The following is a 19,597-nucleotide window of genomic DNA, read 5'->3' as shown; positions in this document are numbered from 1 at the left end:
GCCAATGGCGTGCTCTACGGCAACACGGATGCGGACAACGCCGCCGAGTTCGCCATTCAGATCACCGGTGTCACCAGCCTCTCGACTTCGGACTTCATACTTTGAGCGTGGGGGGCGAATAGCCCCTCATCGAACCAAGGTGCTGAACGACCGTAACAATTGATCAAGGCTGTTCAGCTCAGAAAGTTGACGAATCCTTGATCAGCAGAAAAATCCGGAACCTGCTGACCAGGTTCCGGAATTTTTGAAGGCTGAAAACGAGAAAGGCCCCGTGCTGTGAAGCCGGGGCCTTTTTACTTGCGCTGCTACCTTGCTGGCATGAGTCGCGTTGATCAGCAAATTTCAGTGCTAACCATCAGTAAATATTGGTGTCCCAGGGCAGGTTCGAACTGCCAACCTTCCCCTTAGGAGGGGGATGCTCTATCCAATTGAGCTACTGAGACACAAGTCGCCGGCGCAGAATCGCGCAGCGATAGACGGCGTGCATGTTAACGGCCAGGCATGCTTTTGTCATGTCGTCCGTAGGCTTTTTAAGTGTAGGCAGCAGCCCCATTCCGATGTTGACTTGTTTACCGTGCAATTTGCATCACCGCAAAAAGCCATCATTGCAAATTGCAACCCCCGCCTGCCCGGCAAATATCTTAATTGATTGTTTTTAAAGCATTTAAATGCCGATAGACTCTGGCATGCGAGCTGCTTCTGCTGTTCTCAGAAGAACGACGGAGGCCAGCTCGATGAACAGCGTCCTTTTACTCGCGAACGCGATCGCTCTGACGGTTTTAGTGGGTTTGCAACTTATTCCCGAGAACGGTGCAGTCGAGGCGGTGGTGGCCCAACGCATTCCGCATTTCCTGCAGCTGCAAAAAGCACCACAGTTGGCGGTGATGAGCGACCGCGGCTCTGCCGGTCAGGACGTCAGCCAGGAGAACACCCTGCTGCGGGCGCCGTCGTCTGAACGTTTGGTATTTTGATTCCCCATCAGGAGCAACACATGTCCAAATCAGCCGCAGGATTTTTCATCCTCGCCCTACTGAGCGGCATTCTTCATCTGTCCTTGACCGAAGAGATGGTCATCACCCTGCCCCTGATTGCCTGCGGTTTGTTCACAGCATTGTTCGTGCTGGCACTGATAGCCGGACGCAAGATCAAGTTCGATCCGGTGCTACGCTGACACCACGCCCGCCCGCCAGCCGTCCGTCCTGAATTCACCACCCCTATAGTGCCAACCCTAGCAAATCGGCCATTTGCCACTATCCTGTAAAGGTGGAGGAACAGTGGCCGAATTCGTATACCCGCCCCTTTTTGCCAACCGTTGGTCCGGCCGCTAATGCAGTAGGCGATCAGAACCGGTCGAACTTTTCAAACCAGTCCGCATTTCTGATAATCAGTGCTGGCAGAACGCCTTTACCCGGCTCAATATTTGTCACAGAATTGACGCCAATGGTATGGCTAATTTGAGGCATGATGCGCGCCTCTATCAATTCAGGTTGAACATTTGGCCATAGTGCTTGTCCTACCAGACATCCTGCGGTCAATCCCCAAAACCGCTCCCCTGAACTAAACCGGTTAAATATATGCGCCCATTGAAACAGGCAATTTATTCCAGCCGTACGGCTGACAAGTTCGTCGTACGTCTGCCAGACGGAATGCGTGAACGCATTGCCGAGGTGGCTCGCAATCATCATCGCAGTATGAACTCCGAGATCATTGCGCGCCTTGAGCAGAGTCTTATTCAGGAAGGCGCACTGGGAGAAGAGTTGAGCATGCGCCTGGACAGCCCTGAGCTGTCATTGCACGAACGCGAGTTGCTGCAGCGCTTTCGCCAACTATCCCATCGCCAGCAGAACGCCCTTGTTTCGCTGATCGCGCACGACGCCGAAATGGCCGCCGACGCCTCCTGATCCAACCCGAACGCCCAAAGCCAGCCTAATCGCTGGCTTTTTTTTGCCTGGATTTCGGGCACAAAAAAACCCGCCGGAGCGGGTTTTTGTGGCAAGGCCGGTCAGAGCAGAAAGATCGTCGCCAGCCCGAGGAAGATGAAGAAGCCGCCGCTGTCCGTGACTGCCGTGATCATCACACTGGCACCCATCGCAGGATCGCGCCCCAGGCGTGCCAGGGTCATGGGAATCAGCACCCCCATCAGCGCCGCCAGCAACAGGTTGAGCGTCATGGCGGCCGTCATGACCACCCCAAGGGACCAACTGCCGTACAGCAGAAAGGCCACGACACCGATAACCCCACCCCAGATCACACCGTTGATCAAGGAAACCGCCAGTTCCTTGCGCATCAAGCGGGAGGTATTGCCGGTATTCACCTGATCCAGGGCCATGGCCCGGACAATCATGGTGATGGTCTGGTTGCCCGAGTTGCCACCGATACCCGCCACGATTGGCATCAATGCGGCCAGAGCCACGAGTTTCTCGATCGATCCTTCAAACAGCCCGATCACTCGAGAGGCCACGAACGCGGTAATCAGGTTGATCGCCAGCCAGGCCCAACGGTTACGCAGGGACTTCCAGACCGAGGCAAAAATATCTTCTTCTTCGCGCAGACCCGCCATGTTGAGAACTTCGCTTTCGCTCTCTTCACGAATCAGGTCGACCATTTCGTCGATGGTCAGACGGCCGATCAGCTTGCCGTTCTTGTCGACCACAGGGGCCGAGATCAAGTCGTAACGCTCAAACGCCTGGGCGGCGTCGTAGGCATCTTCGTCCGGGTGAAAACTCACCGGATCGCTGGCCATCACTTCGGCTACCTGCTTGTCCGGATCGTTGACCAGCAACCGCTTGATCGGCAGCACGCCCTTGAGGACACCGTCGTAATCGACCACAAACAACTTGTCGGTGTGGCCCGGCAGCTCCTTGAGACGACGCAGGTAACGCAACACCACTTCGAGACTGACATCCTCACGGATGGTCACCATCTCGAAGTCCATCAATGCGCCGACCTGCTCCTCGTCGTAGGACAGGGCCGAACGGACGCGCTCGCGCTGTTGCTGGTCCAGCGACTCCATCAGCTCGTGGACGACGTCTCGCGGCAGCTCGGAGGCCAGGTCAGCGAGTTCGTCGGCATCCATGTCCTTGGCCGCAGCCAGGAGCTCGTGATCGTCCATGTCGGCGATCAGGGTTTCACGAACCGAGTCGGATACTTCGAGCAGGATGTCGCCGTCGCGATCGGCCTTGACCAGTTGCCAGAGCGTCAGACGATCGTCCAGCGGCAAGGCTTCAAGGATGTAGGCGACGTCGGCGGAGTGCAGATCATCGAGCTTGCGTTGCAACTCGACGAGGTTCTGCCGGTGAACCAGGTTCTCGACCCGGTCATGATGCGGGCCTTCCTGGCGGTGAGTCAGGTCTTCGACAACTCGCTGGCGCTGCAGCAATTCGATCACCTGGGCCAGGCGATCCTGCAAGCTTTCCTGCGTTTTCTTTACTTCAACTTCAGACATAGGCGAACTCCACTCCCAGCAGCGGGGTGCGCCGGAAGAATCAATCAGTCAATTCATGATTGGTAAAACGGGGTATTGAGTAACTACTGGGTAAGTCCATGGAAGTATTCCAAAAGCCCCGGCGGGGCTGACGGTCGCAATGATACACCGCCTGACGGTTTAAAACGCTAAAAAATCCCGGTCTGAAACAAGCGCTTGCGAAACAAACTTGAGCGCAATCCTGATCCATGAAAATGCGACGACTCATTCTGCAAAGAAAACACACCAGCACCGAAATTTCTGCCAGCTACCCTAGAGCGCGAACGTCATGGAGGGCGCTCAATGCCATCGAATGCGCGATACCTGTTACTGCTTGCCATGCTCAGCGCGCCGCCCGCGGTCTCCGCCACTGTCGTTCAGCGTTGCGAAGCTGCCAATGGCCACATCACCTTTACCACACTCAGTTGCATTGCCGGCGAAAGCGCCTCGCTTCAGGATGTGCGCCCTTCCCCGTCCAGCAGCAACAAGGCGCTCTTGCCTGAGGCCGAAGCCCGCGAAACACCCAGCATGAAAATCAACAACAGAGAACCGGTCGTGATCGGCCAGACAGAGGAAAACTGCGCAAACCTGATCAGCCCCCAGGAGCGCCGCAAGGCGATCATCAATCAGCGCATAGTCGCCGGCATGAGCCGGCAGGACGTCGAAAGCGCCCTCGGCAAGCCGGACAGGATCAGTGCTCGCAACTCGACGACAAGTTATCGCTATGGTGCGAAGCCTGGTCGCAGCGCGCAGGTCGAAGTCGAGTTCGATGAGAAGGGATGCAGCACGGGAAAAGCCAAATCCCGGACGGCAAAAAGCCCGCAATAAATGCGGGCTTTCTGTTGTATGGTGCACTCGACAGGATTCGAACCTGTGACCGCTCGGTTCGTAGCCGAGTACTCTATCCAGCTGAGCTACGAGTGCAAGTTGTGTTTTTATACCAGATCACAACTGGTTGAAGCCAAGTTACCTGCATTGCTGCAAACAACTCTTAAATGGTGCACTCGACAGGATTCGAACCTGTGACCGCTCGGTTCGTAGCCGAGTACTCTATCCAGCTGAGCTACGAGTGCATTTGTTGCCGCGCATTATAGGCCGTCTAATCTCTATGTCAAACACTTTTTCTAGTAATTTCAACAACTTACCGAAGAAGCCAGATTACAACGTACTACGCAAATAATGGCGGAGAACGGGGGATTCGAACCCCCGACACCCTTTTGAGGTGTACTCCCTTAGCAGGGGAGCGCCTTCGGCCACTCGGCCAGCTCTCCGCAACACGGGGCGTATCTTAACCAACCTTTTCCCCGTTTGCAAACATAAAAAACGATAAAAATTAATGGCTTGGTTCTTCGTCCTTCTCTTTCTTGATACGCAGGTAAATTTCCTCACGGTGGACCGCAACCTCTTTAGGGGCGTTGACACCGATGCGCACTTGATTTCCTTTGACGCCGAGCACGGTCACGGTGATTTCGCCATCACCGATAATCAGGCTTTCTGCGCACCGACGAGTCAGAATCAGCATACCTTTCTCCTCACGCATTTCATTTCAGGGACTACAGTCTGCAAAAAAAAGGCACTCGACCCACAACCGGAGCGGTCGCAGCCCTACATGCCTGAGTATTGACCAGCGCGAGCAAAAGAACAGCCTTGGGTCACGCCATTCAAAAAAACAAAGGGCGCGGTCAGACCGCGCCCATTGGTAAACGCATCACTCGCCCTGGCGGACCGGTGCGTCCAGTTCGAAAGCCGTGTGCAGAGCGCGCACAGCCAGTTCCAGGTACTTCTCTTCGATCACTACGGAGACTTTGATTTCCGAAGTCGAGATCATCTGGATGTTGATGCTTTCCTTGGCCAGGGATTCGAACATGCGGCTGGCGACGCCTGCGTGCGAGCGCATGCCGACACCGACGATCGAGACCTTGGCGATCTTGGTGTCGCCCACGACTTCACGGGCACCCAGCTCACCAGCGGTTTTTTCCAGCACCGCTTGCGCGGCCTGGTAGTCATTGCGGTGTACGGTGAAGGTGAAGTCGGTGGTGTTATCGTGCGCAACGTTCTGCACGATCATGTCGACTTCGATGTTCGCGGCGCTGATCGGGCCGAGAATCTTGAAAGCAACGCCCGGGATGTCTGGCACGCCACGGATGGTCAGCTTGGCTTCATCGCGGTTGAAAGCGATACCGGAAATGATCGGCTGTTCCATGGTTTCCTCTTCATCAATAGTAATGAGGGTGCCCGGACCCTCCTTGAAGCTGTGCAGTACGCGCAGCGGAACGTTGTACTTGCCGGCGAACTCGACTGCGCGGATCTGCAACACCTTGGAACCGAGGCTGGCCATTTCCAGCATCTCTTCGAAGGTGATCTTGTCCAGGCGCTGGGCCACGGACACCACACGCGGGTCGGTGGTGTAGACGCCGTCGACGTCGGTGTAGATCTGGCACTCGTCAGCCTTCAGGGCTGCCGCCAGGGCCACGCCCGTGGTGTCGGAACCGCCACGACCGAGGGTGGTGATGTTGCCGTGCTCGTCGACGCCCTGGAAACCGGCGACAACGACTACACGACCGGCCTTCAGGTCACCGCGAATCTTCTGGTCATCAATCTGCAGGATACGCGCTTTATTGTGAGCGCTATCCGTCAGAATCCGCACCTGGTTGCCGGTGTAGGACACCGCTGGCACGCCGCGCTTGATCAGCGCCATGGCCAACAAGGCAATCGTCACCTGTTCACCGGTGGAAACGATCACGTCCAGCTCACGGGGAACTGGCTGGCCGTCACCACTGATTTGCTTGGCCAGATCGATCAGACGGTTGGTTTCGCCGCTCATTGCAGACAGCACAACCACCAGGTCATCGCCCGCATCGCGGAATTTCTTAACCTTGTCGGCGACCTGTTCGATTCTCTCGACAGTGCCGACCGAGGTGCCTCCAAATTTCTGTACGATCAAAGCCATTTCAAAGCCGCCTCTGCCCATGAAGGGCGCCCAAATAATCACTCAAACAGCGTTGCGGCCAGCCACTAGACTGCCGGCCGCAAACACTGCCTTATAGACCCTGCTCTACAAATGGAACGGTCAGGGCCAATGCACCATCCAGTGCGCCAGCGTCGGTACCGCCGCCCTGCGCCATGTCTGGACGACCACCGCCCTTCCCGCCCACTGCCGCAGCGGCTTGCTTCATCAAATCACCGGCTTTGAGTTGGCCAGTCAGGTCTTTGGTTACGCCTGCAACCAGAACGACCTTCTCCTCATGGACACTGCCGAGCAGGATCACTGCGCGGCCGAGTTTGTTTTTCAGTTGATCGACCAGCGCCAACAGCGCCTTGCCATCCTGACCGTCCAGACGCACGGCCAGCACTTTCACGCCCTTGACGTCCAGGGCCTGGGCCGACAGATCGTCGCCCGCAGCGCTGGCAGCCTTGGCTTGCAGTTGCTCGAGTTGTTTCTCCAGCAGACGGTTGCGCTCCAGCACGGCTGACAGCTTGTCGATCAGGTTGTCGCGGCTACCCTTGACCAGGTTGGCCGCTTCCTTGAGTTGTTCTTCTGCCGCGTTCAAGTAGGCCAGTGCCGCAGCACCGGTGACTGCCTCGATACGCCGCACACCCGATGCCACACCGCCTTCGCTGATAATCTTCAGCAGGCCGATGTCGCCGGTACGGTTGGCATGGATACCACCGCACAGCTCGACCGAGAAATCGCCGCCCATGCTCAGCACGCGCACGTCGTCGCCGTACTTCTCGCCGAACAGCGCCATGGCGCCCTTCTTCTTCGCGGTTTCGATATCGGTTTCTTCGGTCTCGACGGCGGAGTTCTTGCGAATCTCGGCGTTGACGATGTCTTCCAGGGCCTTCAGCTGTTCCGGCTTGATTGCCTCGAAGTGGCTGAAGTCGAAGCGCAGGCGCTGGCTATCAACCAACGAACCTTTCTGCTGAACGTGCTCGCCCAATACCTGACGCAATGCGGCGTGCAGCAAGTGGGTGGCCGAGTGGTTCAACGAAGTCGCATGACGCACCTCGGCATCCACGTGGGTTTCCACCGGCGCGCCGATGGTCAGGCTACCCGAATCCAGCACACCGTGGTGCAGAAAGGCGCCGCCGGTCTTGGTGGTGTCGCGCACGTCGAAACGTGCGCTGCCCGCCTGAAGATAACCGCAGTCGCCGATCTGGCCGCCGGATTCAGCGTAGAACGGCGTCTGGTTCAGAACGATTACCGCCTCTTCGCCTTCATTCAAGACGTCGACCGACTGGCCTTCTTTATAGATAGCGACAATTTTCGCCGAACCGCTGGTGTCTTTGTAGCCGGTGAACTCGGTGGCCACATCAACCTTGACCAGGGTGTTGTAGTCCAGACCGAACGAGCTGGCCGAACGCGCGCGAACACGCTGAGCTTCCATTTCACGTTCAAAACCGGCTTCGTCGACAGTCAGGCTGCGCTCGCGGGCGATGTCCGCGGTCAGGTCCATCGGGAAACCGTAGGTGTCGTAGAGTTTGAACACCACGTCGCCCGGCACCACGGTGCCTTTGAGCTCGAGCAGATCCTGCTCGAGAATCTTCAGGCCATGCTCCAGGGTCTTGGAGAACTGTTCTTCTTCGGCCTTGAGCACGCGTTCGATGTTGCTCTGCTGCTTCTTCAGTTCCGGGAAGGCTTCGCCCATCTCGGCAACCAGCGCCGCGACGATCTTGTAGAAGAAGCTGCCGGTGGCGCCCAGCTTGTTACCGTGACGGCAGGCGCGACGGATGATCCGACGCAGTACATAACCGCGACCTTCGTTGGACGGCAGCACGCCATCGGCGATGAGGAAACCGCACGAACGGATGTGGTCGGACACAACCTTGAGCGACGACTGATCGCCATTCTCGCAACCGATGGCTTCAGCAGAGGCTTTCAGCAGGTTCTTGAACAGGTCGATGTCGTAGTTGGAATTGACGTGTTGCATCACCGCACTGATCCGCTCCAGGCCCATGCCGGTATCCACCGACGGCGCTGGCAACGGATGCAACACGCCATCGGCGGTGCGGTTGAACTGCATGAACACGTTGTTCCAGATTTCGATGTAACGGTCGCCATCTTCTTCCGGCGAGCCCGGTGGGCCACCCCAGATGTGGTCGCCGTGATCGTAGAAAATCTCGGTGCACGGGCCGCACGGGCCGGTGTCGCCCATGGTCCAGAAGTTGTCAGAGGCGTATGGCGCGCCTTTGTTGTCGCCGATGCGGATCATGCGCTCGACCGGCACGCCGATTTCCTTGGTCCAGATGTCATACGCTTCGTCGTCAGAGGCGTAGACGGTGACCCAGAGCTTTTCCTTCGGCAGCTTCAGAACGCCGGTCAGGAAGGTCCAGGCAAAGGTGATCGCGTCGTGCTTGAAATAGTCACCGAAGCTGAAGTTACCGAGCATTTCGAAGAACGTGTGGTGACGAGCGGTATAACCGACGTTTTCCAGGTCACTGTTCTTGCCACCGGCACGCACGCATTTCTGGCTGCTGGTCGCACGGGTGTACGCACGTTTTTCCTGGCCCAGGAAGCAGTCCTTGAACTGGTTCATCCCCGCGTTAGTGAACAGCAGGGTTGGGTCGTTGCCCGGAATCAAAGAGCTGGAGGCTACACGGGTGTGGCCTTGCTCTTCGAAGAAGCGAAGGAAGGCTTCACGGATTTCTGCGCTTTTCATTAGGTTCTTCCACGGAGGCTGCGGCCAAAGGCCTGTTCGAAACGTCAACAGACGAAGCGACGGCAAAGGGCCGCATTATATCGGCCCTGCGCGCGGGGTACAGCGTGTTTATACGATAGAAACGGTCAATTGGACCGCTAACCCTGTTACTTGTGGGAAAAGTCGACGAATGCCGCGACGACCTGCTCTATTTGCGCGCGGCTGACGTCCATGTGCGTAACCATGCGCAGACGTGCGGCCGCGCTGAGCTTGATCCCGCGCTCGGCGGCAAACGCCTTGATGGCCTCGGCTTTGTCGCCCATGGCGACGTAAACCATGTTGGTCTGTACCGGCTCGACCTCGAACCCCGCCCCGCGCAGGCCTTCGGCCAGCATTTGCGCGTTGGCATGGTCATCGGCCAGGCGTTCTACGTTGTTATCCAGCGCATACAGGCCTGCCGCCGCGAGAATTCCGGCCTGACGCATGCCGCCACCGACCATCTTGCGCAGGCGCCGGGCCTTGCCGATCAGCTCGGCCGAGCCGCACAGCACCGAACCGACCGGTGCGCCCAGGCCTTTGGACAGGCACACTGAGACCGAATCGAAATGCGCGGTGATTTCCCGGGCATCCACACCCAGCTTGACCGCCGCGTTGTACAGCCGTGCGCCGTCCAGGTGCAATTGCAACCCGTGGTCGCGGGTAAAACTGCGCGCTTGAGCCAGGTAATCCAGGGGCAAAACCTTACCCTGCATGGTGTTTTCCAGGGCCAGCAAACGCGTGCGGGCGAAGTGAAAGTCGTCAGGCTTGATCGCTGCCGCCACCTGGGACAGGTCCAGCGAGCCATCGGCCTGCACTTCCAGCGGCTGCGGCTGGATCGAGCCGAGCACCGCAGCACCACCACCCTCGTATTTATAGGTGTGGGCTTGCTGACCGACGATGTATTCGTCACCGCGACCGCAGTGGGCCATCAGGCCGAGCAAGTTGCTCATGGTGCCGGTCGGCACGAACAGTGCCGCGGCAAAACCCAGGCGCCGGGCCAGTTCGGCTTCCAACTGATTGACCGTCGGATCTTCGCCATACACGTCATCACCGGTGGCGGCCTTGGTCATTGCCTCGAGCATGCCGGCGCAAGGTTGGGTGACGGTGTCGCTGCGAAGATCAATAACACTCATGAATCTGGCCTCGGTAAGCAGGGGGAAATCCCTTTCAGGAAAGAATTACTGCGGGCATGCCGGCCAATAATCAAGCCTTGAACGAGGAAAAGTCAGGAAAGCACAATCCATGTGGGAGCGGGCTTGCTCACGAAGGCGCACTGACAGTCAACATTTGCGTTGGATGCTAAACCGTCTTCGCGAGCAAGCCCGCTCCCACAGGTTGTACACCCCGACTGACCGGTATTGGCCATGCGCATACCGCAAATATGTGATAAAAACGCTGCGCAGCCAAACATAATGGCGGCAAAAACGTTCTCAGGGCGGGGTGCAACTCCCCACCGGCGGTAATTGCGCGCAATGCGCATAGCCCGCGAGCGCTTGGCGACAGGCACGGCAATGGCTGTGCATGACGACAAGGTCAGCAGACCCGGTGTGATCCCGGGGCCGACGGTCATAGTCCGGATGAAGAGAGAACGGGATTGACACCGAAGGGCCGCCCGCAGGCTTTTTTTGCGCTCGTGCGTACCCTTGAATCCCATTCGATTCATAAGCCCTGTTTTTCACACAAACAGGAGTCAGAACATGCAACCCACCGCAATCGATAGCAAAAGCAAACACCATCATGGCGAGCGCGTAGCGTTCATCCAGGCCTGCTGGCACAAGGATATTGTCGATCAGAGCCGTAAAGGCTTCGTCGCCGAAATGATTGCCCAGGGTTACCAGGAATCCGACATCGACTTCTTCGAAGTCGGCGGCGCCTTTGAAATGCCCCTGCACGCCAAGTTGCTGGCCAAGACAGGTCGTTATGCTGGCATCGTTGCCGCCGCCCTGGTGGTGGACGGCGGGATCTACCGTCACGAGTTCGTTGCCCAGTCGGTGGTCAGCGGCCTGATGCAGGTGCAACTGGAAACTGAAGTGCCGGTGTTCTCGGTATCCCTGACCCCGCACCACTTCCATGCCGGCGAAGAACATCAGAAGTTCTTCTTCGAGCATTTCGTGCATAAAGGCCAGGAAGCGGCGAAGACTTGTGCCGATACCCTGCACAAGATACGTGCGCTGCGTCGCACCGAGCCGCGTGCGGTAGCTGTCTAAAACTCGAACCCGTGATATGGGTGAAGTCTTTCGCTTCACCCATATCAAATGTGGGAGCGGGCTTGCTCGCGAAAGCGATTTTACATTCAACGAATGCGTTGAATGTGAATCCGTCTTCGCGAGCAAGCCCGCTCCCACATGGGTTTTGTATTGGTCTTAAGCCAGGTTTTCGTCGGTGGTCGGCACCACCAGGATGCCGGCACGCAGGCCGTTTTTCACCTTGGGGTTGGGGAAGATGATCCGCGCGCCCTGCTCTTCGATGATCCAGCGGGTATTGGCGATGTCTTCCGCCAACAGGTAACCCACTTCCAGCTCGGAAAAATTCTCGACATCCACCGGCAGGTTCAGGCGGAAGCTGTCGCTGTGCTTGATGATTTCCCGCGCCACACTGAATAGCTGCAAACCATCGAGCGCCTCTTCACTCATTTCCGGCTCGGTGCCTTCGATGATCTGTTTCAGGCGGTTTTCCAGCAAGGAAACATTGACCCCCGAGTTCTGCCCGAACGGCCGCGCCTTGCCCAGTTCAAGGGTGAAGGACTCGGCACCGAGCTTGTCGTAGGTGTAGGAACTGAAGACGATGGACGGCTTGTTCTGCAGCAGCACCGCTTGCATGCCGGCGGCGCGCAAACGTGCCAGCTCCAGACGCGAATGCTGGCGGTCTTCTTTCCAGGGATACAAGGCGAACTGCTCGATCTTCGAGCCGCGAATCGCTGTGTGCAAGTCATAGTGCAGGCGCTGGCGATCCGGCAGGCTGAAGAAGCTCGCCGCCAGGCGTTCCAGTTCACAGGCGCGCAGGGCTTCGCAGCCACTGCTTTGTTCATGACGGCCGTTGAACAGCCGATTGACGTCCTGCTCGACGAAACGCTCGCCCTTGCGAATCGCTTCGGGGTTGCCGAACAGGAACAGAATGCGAGCGCGCGGCTTGAGGTCGCCACGGGCGATGTCGTGCAACAGGCGGTCGAGCAACTCGATCGGCGCTGTTTCGTTGCCATGGATGCCCGCCGACAGCAGCAGGTCCAGGCCGTTGTCACGCGCTTGCGGTGGCCGGACTTCCAGCGCACCTTCGCTCAACCAGCGCATCCGCACGCCTTCGACAGTCAGTTGAGTCTTCTCCGCCGGTTCGCGGCCGGCGAGGGTCAGTTCAAGCAGTTTGCCGAGGGCGAGCATAGAGCGGTTCCTTAATGGTCGTGGTTGCAATCCGGGCCGTGCACGTGGTCCTCGTCGTCGCCGAGGTCAGCCGGTTCCATTTCCAGTTGCAGACTTACCAGATTAGTCGCCAACGGGCGCAGCAGCAGGTTGGCGTACTCTTCGTCGCCTTCTTCAACGTCCACGCCGATCAGCAGCTGGCCACGGCCGTCCTGCTGAATCCACAGCTCCTTGCCTTGCCACATGACCGCGACGCGGGTGCAGGAAGTTTCCAGTTGCGTGCCGTCGGTGTCTTCAAGGATCAGCTGCAGGGAATCGCTCATGTCTTTACGCTCTCATTGGAGATGAAACGGCGCGCGGCCACACAGGGCAGCGCACCGACGATCAATTGATCTGGAATGGATAAACCGCGCCCAGTTTAAGGATTTGCGTCAGTTCATCCAGTGCCGTCCGGCACTCAAGCAGCAACTGCGGGTCCGCCAGATCGCTTTCGGCCATGCGGTCGCGGTAGTGCTTTTCGACCCATTCGGTCAGTGTGCCGTACAACGGTGCCGTCATGATAACCCCTGGGTTGACGGCCGCCAGTTCGGTTTCGTTGAGTGCGACGCGCAGCCGCAGGCAAGCCGGGCCACCGCCGTTCTGCATGCTCTGCTTGAGATCGAAGACTTTGACCTCGCGGATCAGGCCGCCGGAGCTGGTCAAACCTTGCAGGTACTGCCAGACGCGCTCGTTGCCACGGCATTCTTCCGGCACGATCAACAGCATGGAGCCGTCAGGACGCGACAGCAGCTGGCTATTGAACAGGTAGGAACGAACCGCGTCATCGACGCTGACCGCAGAACGCGGAACACAGACCGACTGAAACTTCCCACCGACTTTAGCGAGTTTGCTCTGCAGTTCAGCGAGCATCTTTTCGGTCTCGAGGAAGGCGTCCTCGTGATAGAACAACACCTCGCCATTGCCCACGGCGATCACGTCGTTGTGGAACACGCCCTGATCGATCACCGACGGATTCTGCTGGCCGTAGACCACACCGTCATCGCTCAAGCCGTGCAGGCGAGCAACGGCCTGGGACGCTTCGAGGGTCTGGCGCGCCGGGTATTTCTGCGGTGCCGGGTAGCGGGTGTCGAATGCACTGCGACCAAAAACGAAGAATTCGACGCCGGCTTCGCCGTACTCGCGGCAGAAGCGCGTGTGGTTCGCCGCGCCTTCGTCACCGAACTGCGCCACGGCTGGCAAGGCAGCGTGATGGGCGAAGTGCTTCTGATCGGCGAACATCGCCCCCAGCACGCGGCTGGTGGTCGGGTGCTCAATGCTGCGGTGGTATTTGCAGTTGAGGTTGGCGGCGGTGAAATGCACGCGACCATCAGCGGTGTCGGCGCTCGGGCTGACTGTGGCGGCGTTGGCCACCCACATGCTCGACGCCGAGCAACTGGCAACCAGCAGCGGCATCGCTTCTTTGGCGGCGCGCTCGATCACTTGAGCGTCGCTACCGCTGAAACCCAGGCGACGCAGCGCGGCCACATCCGGGCGCTCTTGCGGCGCCAGCACGCCTTGCTGAAAGCCCATTTCCATCAGCGCTTTCATTTTTGCCAGGCCTTGCAGCGCCGCTTCCTTGGGGTTGGAGGACTGCTGGCTGTTGCTCTGGGACGCGACGTTGCCGTAGGACAGGCCGCCGTAGTTATGGGTCGGCCCCACTAGACCGTCAAAATTGACTTCATAGGATTTCATCAGCGAGGCTCCACGAGAATCTGTTGTTATAGGCTCAGGTAACAATTCTTTTAGACCGAGTCGCGGCCTTCGCTGGCAAGCCAGCTCCCACAGGTTCAGAGGTGCTCACACATTTTGTGTTCGACGCAACTCCTGTGGGAGCGGGCTTGCTCGCGAATGGGCGCTACGCCATCTTCACGCCAGGCGTCAAAGCGGCCGGCATCACCAGGCTCGGTGTTTCCAGCGAGGCCACCGGGTACGCGCAGTAATCCGCCGCGTAGTAGGCGCTGGCGCGATGGTTGCCCGAGGCTCCGACGCCGCCGAACGGTGCGCTGCTCGCGGCGCCGGTCAATTGCTTGTTCCAGTTGACGATACCCGCACGGCTTTCCAGCCAGAACTGCTGATAACGCGCCTCGGAATCCGACAGCAAGCCGGCCGCCAGGCCGTAGGCGGTGTCGTTGGCTTCAGCGATCGCGGCCTCGAAATCAGCGTAGCGGATCACTTGCAGCAACGGACCAAACAGCTCTTCGTCAGGACGATCGGCCACGGCGCTGACATCCACAATGCCTGGGGTCAGCAAGGCCGACTGAGCCTGTGGCTGGGTCATTTCCAGCAGCGCCACAGCGCCATTGGCCAACAGATGCTCTTGGGCATCCATCAGCGCTTTCGCCGCGCCGAGGGAAACCACCGAGCCCATGAACGGCGCCGGTTGCTGGTCGAAAGCACCGACCGCAATGGTCGAACTGACCGCCACCAGACGCGCCAGCAGTGTGTCGCCCCAGGTGCCTTGCGGCACCAGCAGACGGCGGGCACAGGTGCAACGCTGACCGGCAGAGATGAATGCCGACTGAATGATGGTGTACACCGCCGCGTCGAGGTCGGCGACCTGATCGACCACCAGCGGGTTGTTGCCGCCCATCTCCAGCGCAAGGATCTTGTCCGGACGACCGGCGAATTGCTGGTGCAGGTGATTGCCGGTACGGCTGGAGCCGGTGAAGAACAGGCCGTCGATACCCGGGTTCGCCGCCAGGGCGATACCGGTTTCCCGCGCGCCTTGCAGCAGGTTCAACACGCCCGCCGGCAGCCCTGCCTCGATCCAGCACTTGAGCGTCAGCTCGGCGACTTTCGGCGTCAGTTCGCTAGGCTTGAACAGCACGCTGTTACCGGCCAGCAGCGCCGGCACGATGTGACCGTTGGGCAAGTGACCAGGGAAGTTGTAAGGACCAAACACCGCCACCACACCGTGGGGTTTGTGGCGCAACACGGCGGTGGCGTCGCCCAGCGGGCCGCTCTTCTCGCCGGTACGTTCACGGTAGCTTTGCACCGAGATCGCGATCTTGTTGACCATGCTGGTCACTTCGGTCGCGGCTTCCCACAGCGGCTTGCCGGTTTCTTCGCCAATGGTGTGAGCCATTTCGTCTGCGCGACTTTTCAAGGCGGCGGCGAAGGCTTCCAGCACGGCAATGCGCTGCTCCAGCGTTTTTCGGGCCCAGCCCGGAAACGCCTGTCGCGCCGCTTGCACAGCCGATTCAACCTGGGCAGTGGTGGCGCCGACACCGGACCACAGCACTTGCTGGGTCACCGGGTTGAGCGACTCAAAGGCTTCGCCCTGACCCGCCAGCCATTCACCTGCAATGTATAGCGACTTCATTATTTCGACTCCCGTGCAGCGGACAACACCACGGCGCGCACTTGGTCACCGGCGTTGAGTTGAAGACGTTTGGCAGTCAACGGGTCAACCACCAGGGTGCCGGCGGCCAGACGTGCGGGTGCGGCAGTGATCCGGCAGTCTTCGCGCTTGCGGTTGTGAATGATGAACGGCGTTGCGTCGTCACCCGGCGTGCCGATGGCCAGCACCAGCGCCTGACTGTCACGCACCGCGCGGATCTTGCCGGTTTCGCACTCGATCGCAGGACCTGCGTCGAAGATGTCGACATAGCCCTGATAGCTGAAGCCTTCGCTCTTGAGCATGGCCAGCGCCGGCTCGGTGTCGGGGTGCACCTGACCGATCACGTTGCGCGCATCCGGCGACAGGAAGCAGGTGTACAGCGGGAACTTCGGCATCAGCTCGGCGATGAACGCCTTGTTGCCCACGCCAGTCAGGTAATCGGCCTGGCTGAACTCCATCTTGAAGAAGTGCCGGCCCAGGCTTTCCCAGAATGGCGAACGCCCGGCTTCGTCGGACACACCGCGCATCTCGGCAATGATCTTGTTGCCGAACATCTGCGAAAACTCGGCGATGAACAGCATCCGCGCCTTGGACAGCATGCGGCCGTTGAGGCCCGTGCGGTAATCGGCGTGCAGGAACAGCGAGCACAACTCAGAGTTGCCGGTCAGGTCGTTGGCCAGGAACAGCGTCGGGATTTCGCGGTAGATGTTCAGCTCCTGGGAGGCGCTGACGGTCAGGCCAACCCGGAAGTTGTACCAAGGCTCACGCAGGCCGACGGCGCCGGCAATGGCGGAAATGCCCACCACGCGACCATTGTCGTCTTCGAGCACGAACAGGTAGTCCGCATCGCCCCGCCCGGCTTCGCCGCGGAAAGTCTTCTCGGCCCAGCCAACCCGATGGGCCAGACGCTCTTCGTTGGCCGGCAAGGTGGTCAGGCCGGTGCCGGTGCTACGGGCCAGGTCGATCAGAGCGGGTAAATCGCTGCTGCGTACGGGACGAACGATCATGCTATCTCCTCAAACGGGCCGCTTGCGCCACCCGTGAAACTCGCTGCTTTGCAGGAAACTCAGGCGTTTTAAACGGCTACCAGGCGCACGCTGGCACCTTCGCCGACACCCAGGGCTTCGGCCGCTTCCAGGTCCAGGGTCACGGGTTTGCCCGGCGCGTAATCGAGCTCGAGCATCACCGCGCGGTAATCCTGCAACTGGGCGTTGGACACCAGGTACTGGCGACCGACACCTTTGACTGGCTCGCCGATCTTTACCGGCACCACACGGCTCTGGGCGATCGAACGGATCCCCGAGACGCGGGCGTGCAAGGTCGGGCCGCCGTCGAAAATGTCGATGTAGTGATCGGTCTCAAAGCCTTCACGCATCAGGATGTCGAAGGTGATCTGCGCCCGTGGATGCACCTGGCCCATCGCCTCTTGAGCGGAGTCCGGCAGCAGCGGCACATAGATCGGGTAATGCGGCATCAGTTCGGCAAGGAACGTCCGGCTCTTCAGGCCGCACAGACGCTCGGCTTCAGCGTAGTTGAGGTCGAAGAAGTTGCGGCCGATGGCGTCCCAGAATGGCGAATCGCCGTTTTCATCGCTGTAACCGACGATCTCGGTCACCACCGAATCGGCAAAGCGCTCGGGATGGCTGGCCACGAATAGCAGACGGCCGCGGGAATTGAGTTCCGACCACGGCGAACCCACCAGCTCGCGCTGCACGTAGAAACTGGTCAGCAGGCTGTTGCCGGTCAGGTCGTGGCACTGGGAGAGCACGTGGATCTTGTTGTGAATCTTCAGCTCGCGAGAGGCGTGCACGAAGGTTTCGTTGCGAAAGCTGTAGAACGGCTCGGAATAACCGGCCGACGCGACGATGGCCGAGCAACCGGCGAGTTTGCCGGTGGCGGTGTCTTCGAGGACGAAGAAATAACTCTCTTCGCCGTTGAAGCTTACTTCGGCGGCGAACGAGGCTTCGCTCGCGGCGATCTTGTCGCTCAGGCGTTCAACGTCATCCGGCAAGGAAGTGACACCAATCGGGCTGTCCGCAGCCAGACGCTGTACCTCGCCCAGATCAGCCATTTGCGCGGGGCGCATCACCAGCATGGTGTCACTCCTTTATCTCAGAACTTACAGAAGAAAAAATCCCGGGCCATCCCTGAAACAACTCAGAGTCAACGGTGGGAGCTACTTTGCGTGGCGAGGGGGCTTGCCCCCGTTCGATTGCAAAGCAATCGCGAAAACAGTCAATGCGTTCTGATTGATTAGCGCGCCGACTGTTTTCAGGGGTGCTTCGCACCCCAACGGGGGCAAGCCCCCTCGCCACAAGGCTCGCTCCTACAGAAAAGCGGGGCCGGCATACAAAATCAGGTTCGACGCCTGACAATCAGGCGCCGAAGGGTCTATCAGGCTTGCGTCAGTTTTGCCGCGGCGCGCTCGAAGCGATCCAGGCCAGCATCGATATCGGCGTCTTCCACCACCAGGCTCGGGGCGAAACGAATGACGTCCGGGCCGGCTTGCAGAATCATCAGGCCTTCTTGTTCAGCGGCGTTGAAGATGTCCTTGGCCTTGCCTTTCCAGGCGTCGTTCAACACACAACCGATCAACAGGCCCAGACCACGAACATGAGTGAACAGGCCGTATTTCTCGCCGATCTGCGTAAGGCGGGTCTTGAACTTGTCGTGCTTGGCGTTGACGCCGGCCAACACTTCAGGCGTGTTGATCACGTCGATCACGGCTTCGGCAACGGCGCACGCCAGCGGGTTACCGCCGTAGGTGGTGCCGTGGGTGCCGACGACCAGGTGCTTGGCCAGCTCTTCGGTGGTCAGCATCGCTGCGATCGGGAAACCGCCGCCCAGGCTCTTGGCGCTGGTCAGGATGTCCGGGGTCACGCCGTAATGCTGGTAGGCAAACAGCTTGCCGCTGCGGCCCATGCCGGTTTGCACTTCGTCGAACACCAGCAGCGCGTTGTGCTCGGTGCACAGCTCACGGGCACCTTGCAGGTAGGCCAGTTCAGCCGGCAGCACGCCGCCCTCACCCTGGATCGGCTCCAGAACGACGGCGCAGGTCTTGTCGGAAATGGCGGCTTTCAGCGCGGCCAGATCGTTGTACGGCACGTGGGTGATACCGGTGATCTTCGGGCCGAAACCGTCGGAGTACTTCGACTGGCCACCGACGTTCACGGTGAACAGGGTACGGCCGTGAAAACTGTTGAGCGCTGCGATGATTTCGTACTTCTCGCTGCCGTAACGATCGAAAGCGACGCGACGGGCCAGCTTGAAGGCGGCCTCGTTGGCTTCGGCGCCGGAGTTGCAGAAGAACACGCGATCGGCAAAGGTGGCATCGATCAGCTTGTGGGCCAGGCGCAAGGCCGGCTCATTGGTGAACACGTTGGACACGTGCCACAGCTTGTTCGCCTGCTCGGTCAAGGCACCGACCAGCGCCGGGTGCGCATGGCCCAATACGTTAACGGCAATCCCGCCAGCGAAGTCGATCAGCTCGCGACCGGACTGGTCCCAGACGCGGGAACCGGCGCCACGCACAGGAATGAATGCGGCAGGCGCATAGTTGGGAACCATTACCTGATCGAAATCGGCGCGTTGTACCGCAGCGTGCTCAACGGACATCGGAGTCTCCTGAAGAGAAAACACTCGCCTGAAACTGGCGAGCTTGGTGAGGATTGTAAGGACAGTTTTCAGCCCGGCCTTGCCGCCAAGCGACAACTTCTTATAGCGC

18 protein-coding genes, 4 tRNA genes and 1 riboswitch (1 of these 23 running past the window's edge) are annotated in these 19,597 nt (G+C 59.3%); of the genes, 6 read left to right on the top strand and 16 right to left on the bottom strand.

Annotated features, from left to right (window positions below):
* A protein-coding gene (locus ASE98_RS02040; protein ID WP_060539748.1) for a M10 family metallopeptidase C-terminal domain-containing protein crosses the window boundary here: on the top strand, positions 1–105 show its 3' end. 417 nt of this gene lie to the left of the window's left edge; the window shows 105 of its 522 coding nt (coding positions 418–522); its start codon lies off the left edge, out of view; it ends in the stop codon at positions 103–105.
* A gap of 261 nt (positions 106–366) precedes the next feature.
* Here the strand turns inward: ASE98_RS02040 and ASE98_RS02035 are convergent.
* Positions 367–443, bottom strand: a tRNA-Arg gene (locus ASE98_RS02035).
* Positions 444–734: 291 nt separating this feature from the next.
* On the opposite strand from ASE98_RS02035, the gene ASE98_RS02030 reads away from it, so the two are divergent.
* From ASE98_RS02030 to ASE98_RS02020, 3 genes are all read left to right on the top strand, one after another.
* Complete coding sequence (locus tag ASE98_RS02030; RefSeq protein ID WP_060539747.1) at positions 735–971, top strand: hypothetical protein; 237 nt, start codon at positions 735–737, stop codon at positions 969–971.
* A gap of 20 nt (positions 972–991) precedes the next feature.
* Complete coding sequence (locus ASE98_RS02025; RefSeq protein WP_060539746.1) at positions 992–1,171, top strand: PA3371 family protein; 180 nt, start codon at positions 992–994, stop codon at positions 1,169–1,171.
* Between the two features lie 403 nt (positions 1,172–1,574).
* Positions 1,575–1,901 carry an Arc family DNA-binding protein gene (locus tag ASE98_RS02020; RefSeq protein ID WP_003178899.1) on the top strand — a complete coding sequence of 109 codons (327 nt, stop codon included), beginning with the start codon at positions 1,575–1,577 and terminating at the stop codon, positions 1,899–1,901.
* A gap of 101 nt (positions 1,902–2,002) precedes the next feature.
* Here ASE98_RS02020 and mgtE read toward each other — a convergent pair whose 3' ends face one another.
* Complete coding sequence (gene mgtE / locus ASE98_RS02015; protein ID WP_060539745.1) at positions 2,003–3,445, bottom strand: magnesium transporter; 1,443 nt, start codon at positions 3,443–3,445, stop codon at positions 2,003–2,005.
* A 321-nt stretch (positions 3,446–3,766) separates the two neighbouring features.
* Between mgtE and ASE98_RS02010 the strand changes: the two genes are divergently transcribed.
* Positions 3,767–4,291, top strand: coding sequence for a hypothetical protein (locus ASE98_RS02010; protein WP_060539744.1), 525 nt, complete (start codon positions 3,767–3,769; stop codon positions 4,289–4,291).
* Between the two features lie 19 nt (positions 4,292–4,310).
* Here ASE98_RS02010 and ASE98_RS02005 read toward each other — a convergent pair.
* The 7 genes from ASE98_RS02005 to ltaE form a co-directional block, all read right to left on the bottom strand.
* Positions 4,311–4,387 (bottom strand) — tRNA-Arg (locus tag ASE98_RS02005).
* Between the two features lie 72 nt (positions 4,388–4,459).
* Positions 4,460–4,536, bottom strand: a tRNA-Arg gene (locus ASE98_RS02000).
* 107 nt (positions 4,537–4,643) lie between these two features.
* Positions 4,644–4,734, bottom strand: a tRNA-Ser gene (locus tag ASE98_RS01995).
* 62 nt (positions 4,735–4,796) lie between these two features.
* Positions 4,797–4,985, bottom strand: coding sequence for a carbon storage regulator CsrA (gene csrA, locus ASE98_RS01990; RefSeq protein ID WP_002554426.1), 189 nt, complete (start codon positions 4,983–4,985; stop codon positions 4,797–4,799).
* Positions 4,986–5,171: 186 nt separating this feature from the next.
* The gene (locus tag ASE98_RS01985; RefSeq protein ID WP_060539743.1) at positions 5,172–6,413 is read right to left on the bottom strand and encodes an aspartate kinase; all 1,242 of its coding nucleotides are present in this window, start codon (positions 6,411–6,413) and stop codon (positions 5,172–5,174) included.
* A gap of 91 nt (positions 6,414–6,504) precedes the next feature.
* Entirely contained in the window at positions 6,505–9,123 is a 2,619-nt protein-coding gene (gene alaS / locus ASE98_RS01980) for an alanine--tRNA ligase (protein WP_060539742.1), read from the bottom strand.
* Between the two features lie 146 nt (positions 9,124–9,269).
* Entirely contained in the window at positions 9,270–10,274 is a 1,005-nt protein-coding gene (ltaE, locus tag ASE98_RS01975) for a low-specificity L-threonine aldolase (protein WP_060539741.1), read from the bottom strand.
* Between the two features lie 289 nt (positions 10,275–10,563).
* A riboswitch (FMN riboswitch) is annotated at positions 10,564–10,735 on the top strand.
* A gap of 103 nt (positions 10,736–10,838) precedes the next feature.
* Between ltaE and ASE98_RS01970 the strand changes: the two genes are divergently transcribed.
* Positions 10,839–11,348, top strand: coding sequence for a 6,7-dimethyl-8-ribityllumazine synthase (locus ASE98_RS01970; RefSeq protein WP_060539740.1), 510 nt, complete (start codon positions 10,839–10,841; stop codon positions 11,346–11,348).
* Between the two features lie 156 nt (positions 11,349–11,504).
* Here ASE98_RS01970 and astE read toward each other — a convergent pair whose 3' ends face one another.
* The 7 genes from astE to ASE98_RS01935 all read right to left on the bottom strand — a co-directional run bounded on the left by astE (position 11,505) and on the right by ASE98_RS01935 (position 19,488).
* Positions 11,505–12,515, bottom strand: a complete 1,011-nt coding sequence (gene astE, locus ASE98_RS01965; protein ID WP_060539739.1) for a succinylglutamate desuccinylase — start codon at positions 12,513–12,515, stop codon at positions 11,505–11,507.
* Positions 12,516–12,526: 11 nt separating this feature from the next.
* Positions 12,527–12,817 (bottom strand): hypothetical protein, encoded by a 291-nt coding sequence (locus ASE98_RS01960; RefSeq protein WP_060539738.1) that lies wholly within the window; start codon positions 12,815–12,817, stop codon positions 12,527–12,529.
* Between the two features lie 61 nt (positions 12,818–12,878).
* On the bottom strand, positions 12,879–14,225 hold the full coding sequence (astB, locus tag ASE98_RS01955; RefSeq protein ID WP_060539737.1) for an N-succinylarginine dihydrolase: 1,347 nt from the start codon (positions 14,223–14,225) through the stop codon (positions 12,879–12,881).
* Between the two features lie 163 nt (positions 14,226–14,388).
* The gene (gene astD, locus ASE98_RS01950) at positions 14,389–15,858 is read right to left on the bottom strand and encodes a succinylglutamate-semialdehyde dehydrogenase (protein ID WP_177336939.1); all 1,470 of its coding nucleotides are present in this window, start codon (positions 15,856–15,858) and stop codon (positions 14,389–14,391) included.
* Positions 15,855–16,880, bottom strand: a complete 1,026-nt coding sequence (gene astA / locus ASE98_RS01945) for an arginine N-succinyltransferase (RefSeq protein WP_060539735.1) — start codon at positions 16,878–16,880, stop codon at positions 15,855–15,857. The genes astD and astA overlap by 4 nt, the downstream gene beginning before the upstream one ends.
* A 68-nt stretch (positions 16,881–16,948) precedes the next feature.
* On the bottom strand, positions 16,949–17,968 hold the full coding sequence (gene aruF, locus ASE98_RS01940) for an arginine/ornithine succinyltransferase subunit alpha (RefSeq protein WP_060539734.1): 1,020 nt from the start codon (positions 17,966–17,968) through the stop codon (positions 16,949–16,951).
* A gap of 299 nt (positions 17,969–18,267) precedes the next feature.
* The gene (locus ASE98_RS01935) at positions 18,268–19,488 is read right to left on the bottom strand and encodes an aspartate aminotransferase family protein (RefSeq protein WP_060539733.1); all 1,221 of its coding nucleotides are present in this window, start codon (positions 19,486–19,488) and stop codon (positions 18,268–18,270) included.
* Positions 19,489–19,597 lie beyond the last annotated feature (109 nt).

Source organism: Pseudomonas sp. Leaf48 (genome assembly GCF_001421885.1).
In the GTDB taxonomy this organism is placed as follows: domain Bacteria; phylum Pseudomonadota; class Gammaproteobacteria; order Pseudomonadales; family Pseudomonadaceae; genus Aquipseudomonas.
Note: the sequence above shows the minus strand (reverse complement) of the source record. Positions and strands in the feature narration are given on the sequence as shown.

What these genes read in the sequence shown, in the direction of transcription:
- astA (WP_060539735.1), bottom strand. Translation starts at nt 16,880, where the DNA reads ATGATCGTTCGTCCCGTACGCAGCAGCGATTTACCCGCTCTGATCGAC.
- ASE98_RS02020 (WP_003178899.1), top strand. Translation starts at nt 1,575, where the DNA reads ATGCGCCCATTGAAACAGGCAATTTATTCCAGCCGTACGGCTGACAAG.
- mgtE (WP_060539745.1), bottom strand. Translation starts at nt 3,445, where the DNA reads ATGTCTGAAGTTGAAGTAAAGAAAACGCAGGAAAGCTTGCAGGATCGC.
- csrA (WP_002554426.1), bottom strand. Translation starts at nt 4,985, where the DNA reads ATGCTGATTCTGACTCGTCGGTGCGCAGAAAGCCTGATTATCGGTGAT.
- ASE98_RS01985 (WP_060539743.1), bottom strand. Translation starts at nt 6,413, where the DNA reads ATGGCTTTGATCGTACAGAAATTTGGAGGCACCTCGGTCGGCACTGTC.
- astE (WP_060539739.1), bottom strand. Translation starts at nt 12,515, where the DNA reads ATGCTCGCCCTCGGCAAACTGCTTGAACTGACCCTCGCCGGCCGCGAA.
- ASE98_RS02010 (WP_060539744.1), top strand. Translation starts at nt 3,767, where the DNA reads ATGCCATCGAATGCGCGATACCTGTTACTGCTTGCCATGCTCAGCGCG.
- ASE98_RS02030 (WP_060539747.1), top strand. Translation starts at nt 735, where the DNA reads ATGAACAGCGTCCTTTTACTCGCGAACGCGATCGCTCTGACGGTTTTA.
- ASE98_RS01960 (WP_060539738.1), bottom strand. Translation starts at nt 12,817, where the DNA reads ATGAGCGATTCCCTGCAGCTGATCCTTGAAGACACCGACGGCACGCAA.
- aruF (WP_060539734.1), bottom strand. Translation starts at nt 17,968, where the DNA reads ATGCTGGTGATGCGCCCCGCGCAAATGGCTGATCTGGGCGAGGTACAG.
- ASE98_RS01935 (WP_060539733.1), bottom strand. Translation starts at nt 19,488, where the DNA reads ATGTCCGTTGAGCACGCTGCGGTACAACGCGCCGATTTCGATCAGGTA.
- astB (WP_060539737.1), bottom strand. Translation starts at nt 14,225, where the DNA reads ATGAAATCCTATGAAGTCAATTTTGACGGTCTAGTGGGGCCGACCCAT.
- ASE98_RS01970 (WP_060539740.1), top strand. Translation starts at nt 10,839, where the DNA reads ATGCAACCCACCGCAATCGATAGCAAAAGCAAACACCATCATGGCGAG.
- ltaE (WP_060539741.1), bottom strand. Translation starts at nt 10,274, where the DNA reads ATGAGTGTTATTGATCTTCGCAGCGACACCGTCACCCAACCTTGCGCC.
- alaS (WP_060539742.1), bottom strand. Translation starts at nt 9,123, where the DNA reads ATGAAAAGCGCAGAAATCCGTGAAGCCTTCCTTCGCTTCTTCGAAGAG.
- ASE98_RS02025 (WP_060539746.1), top strand. Translation starts at nt 992, where the DNA reads ATGTCCAAATCAGCCGCAGGATTTTTCATCCTCGCCCTACTGAGCGGC.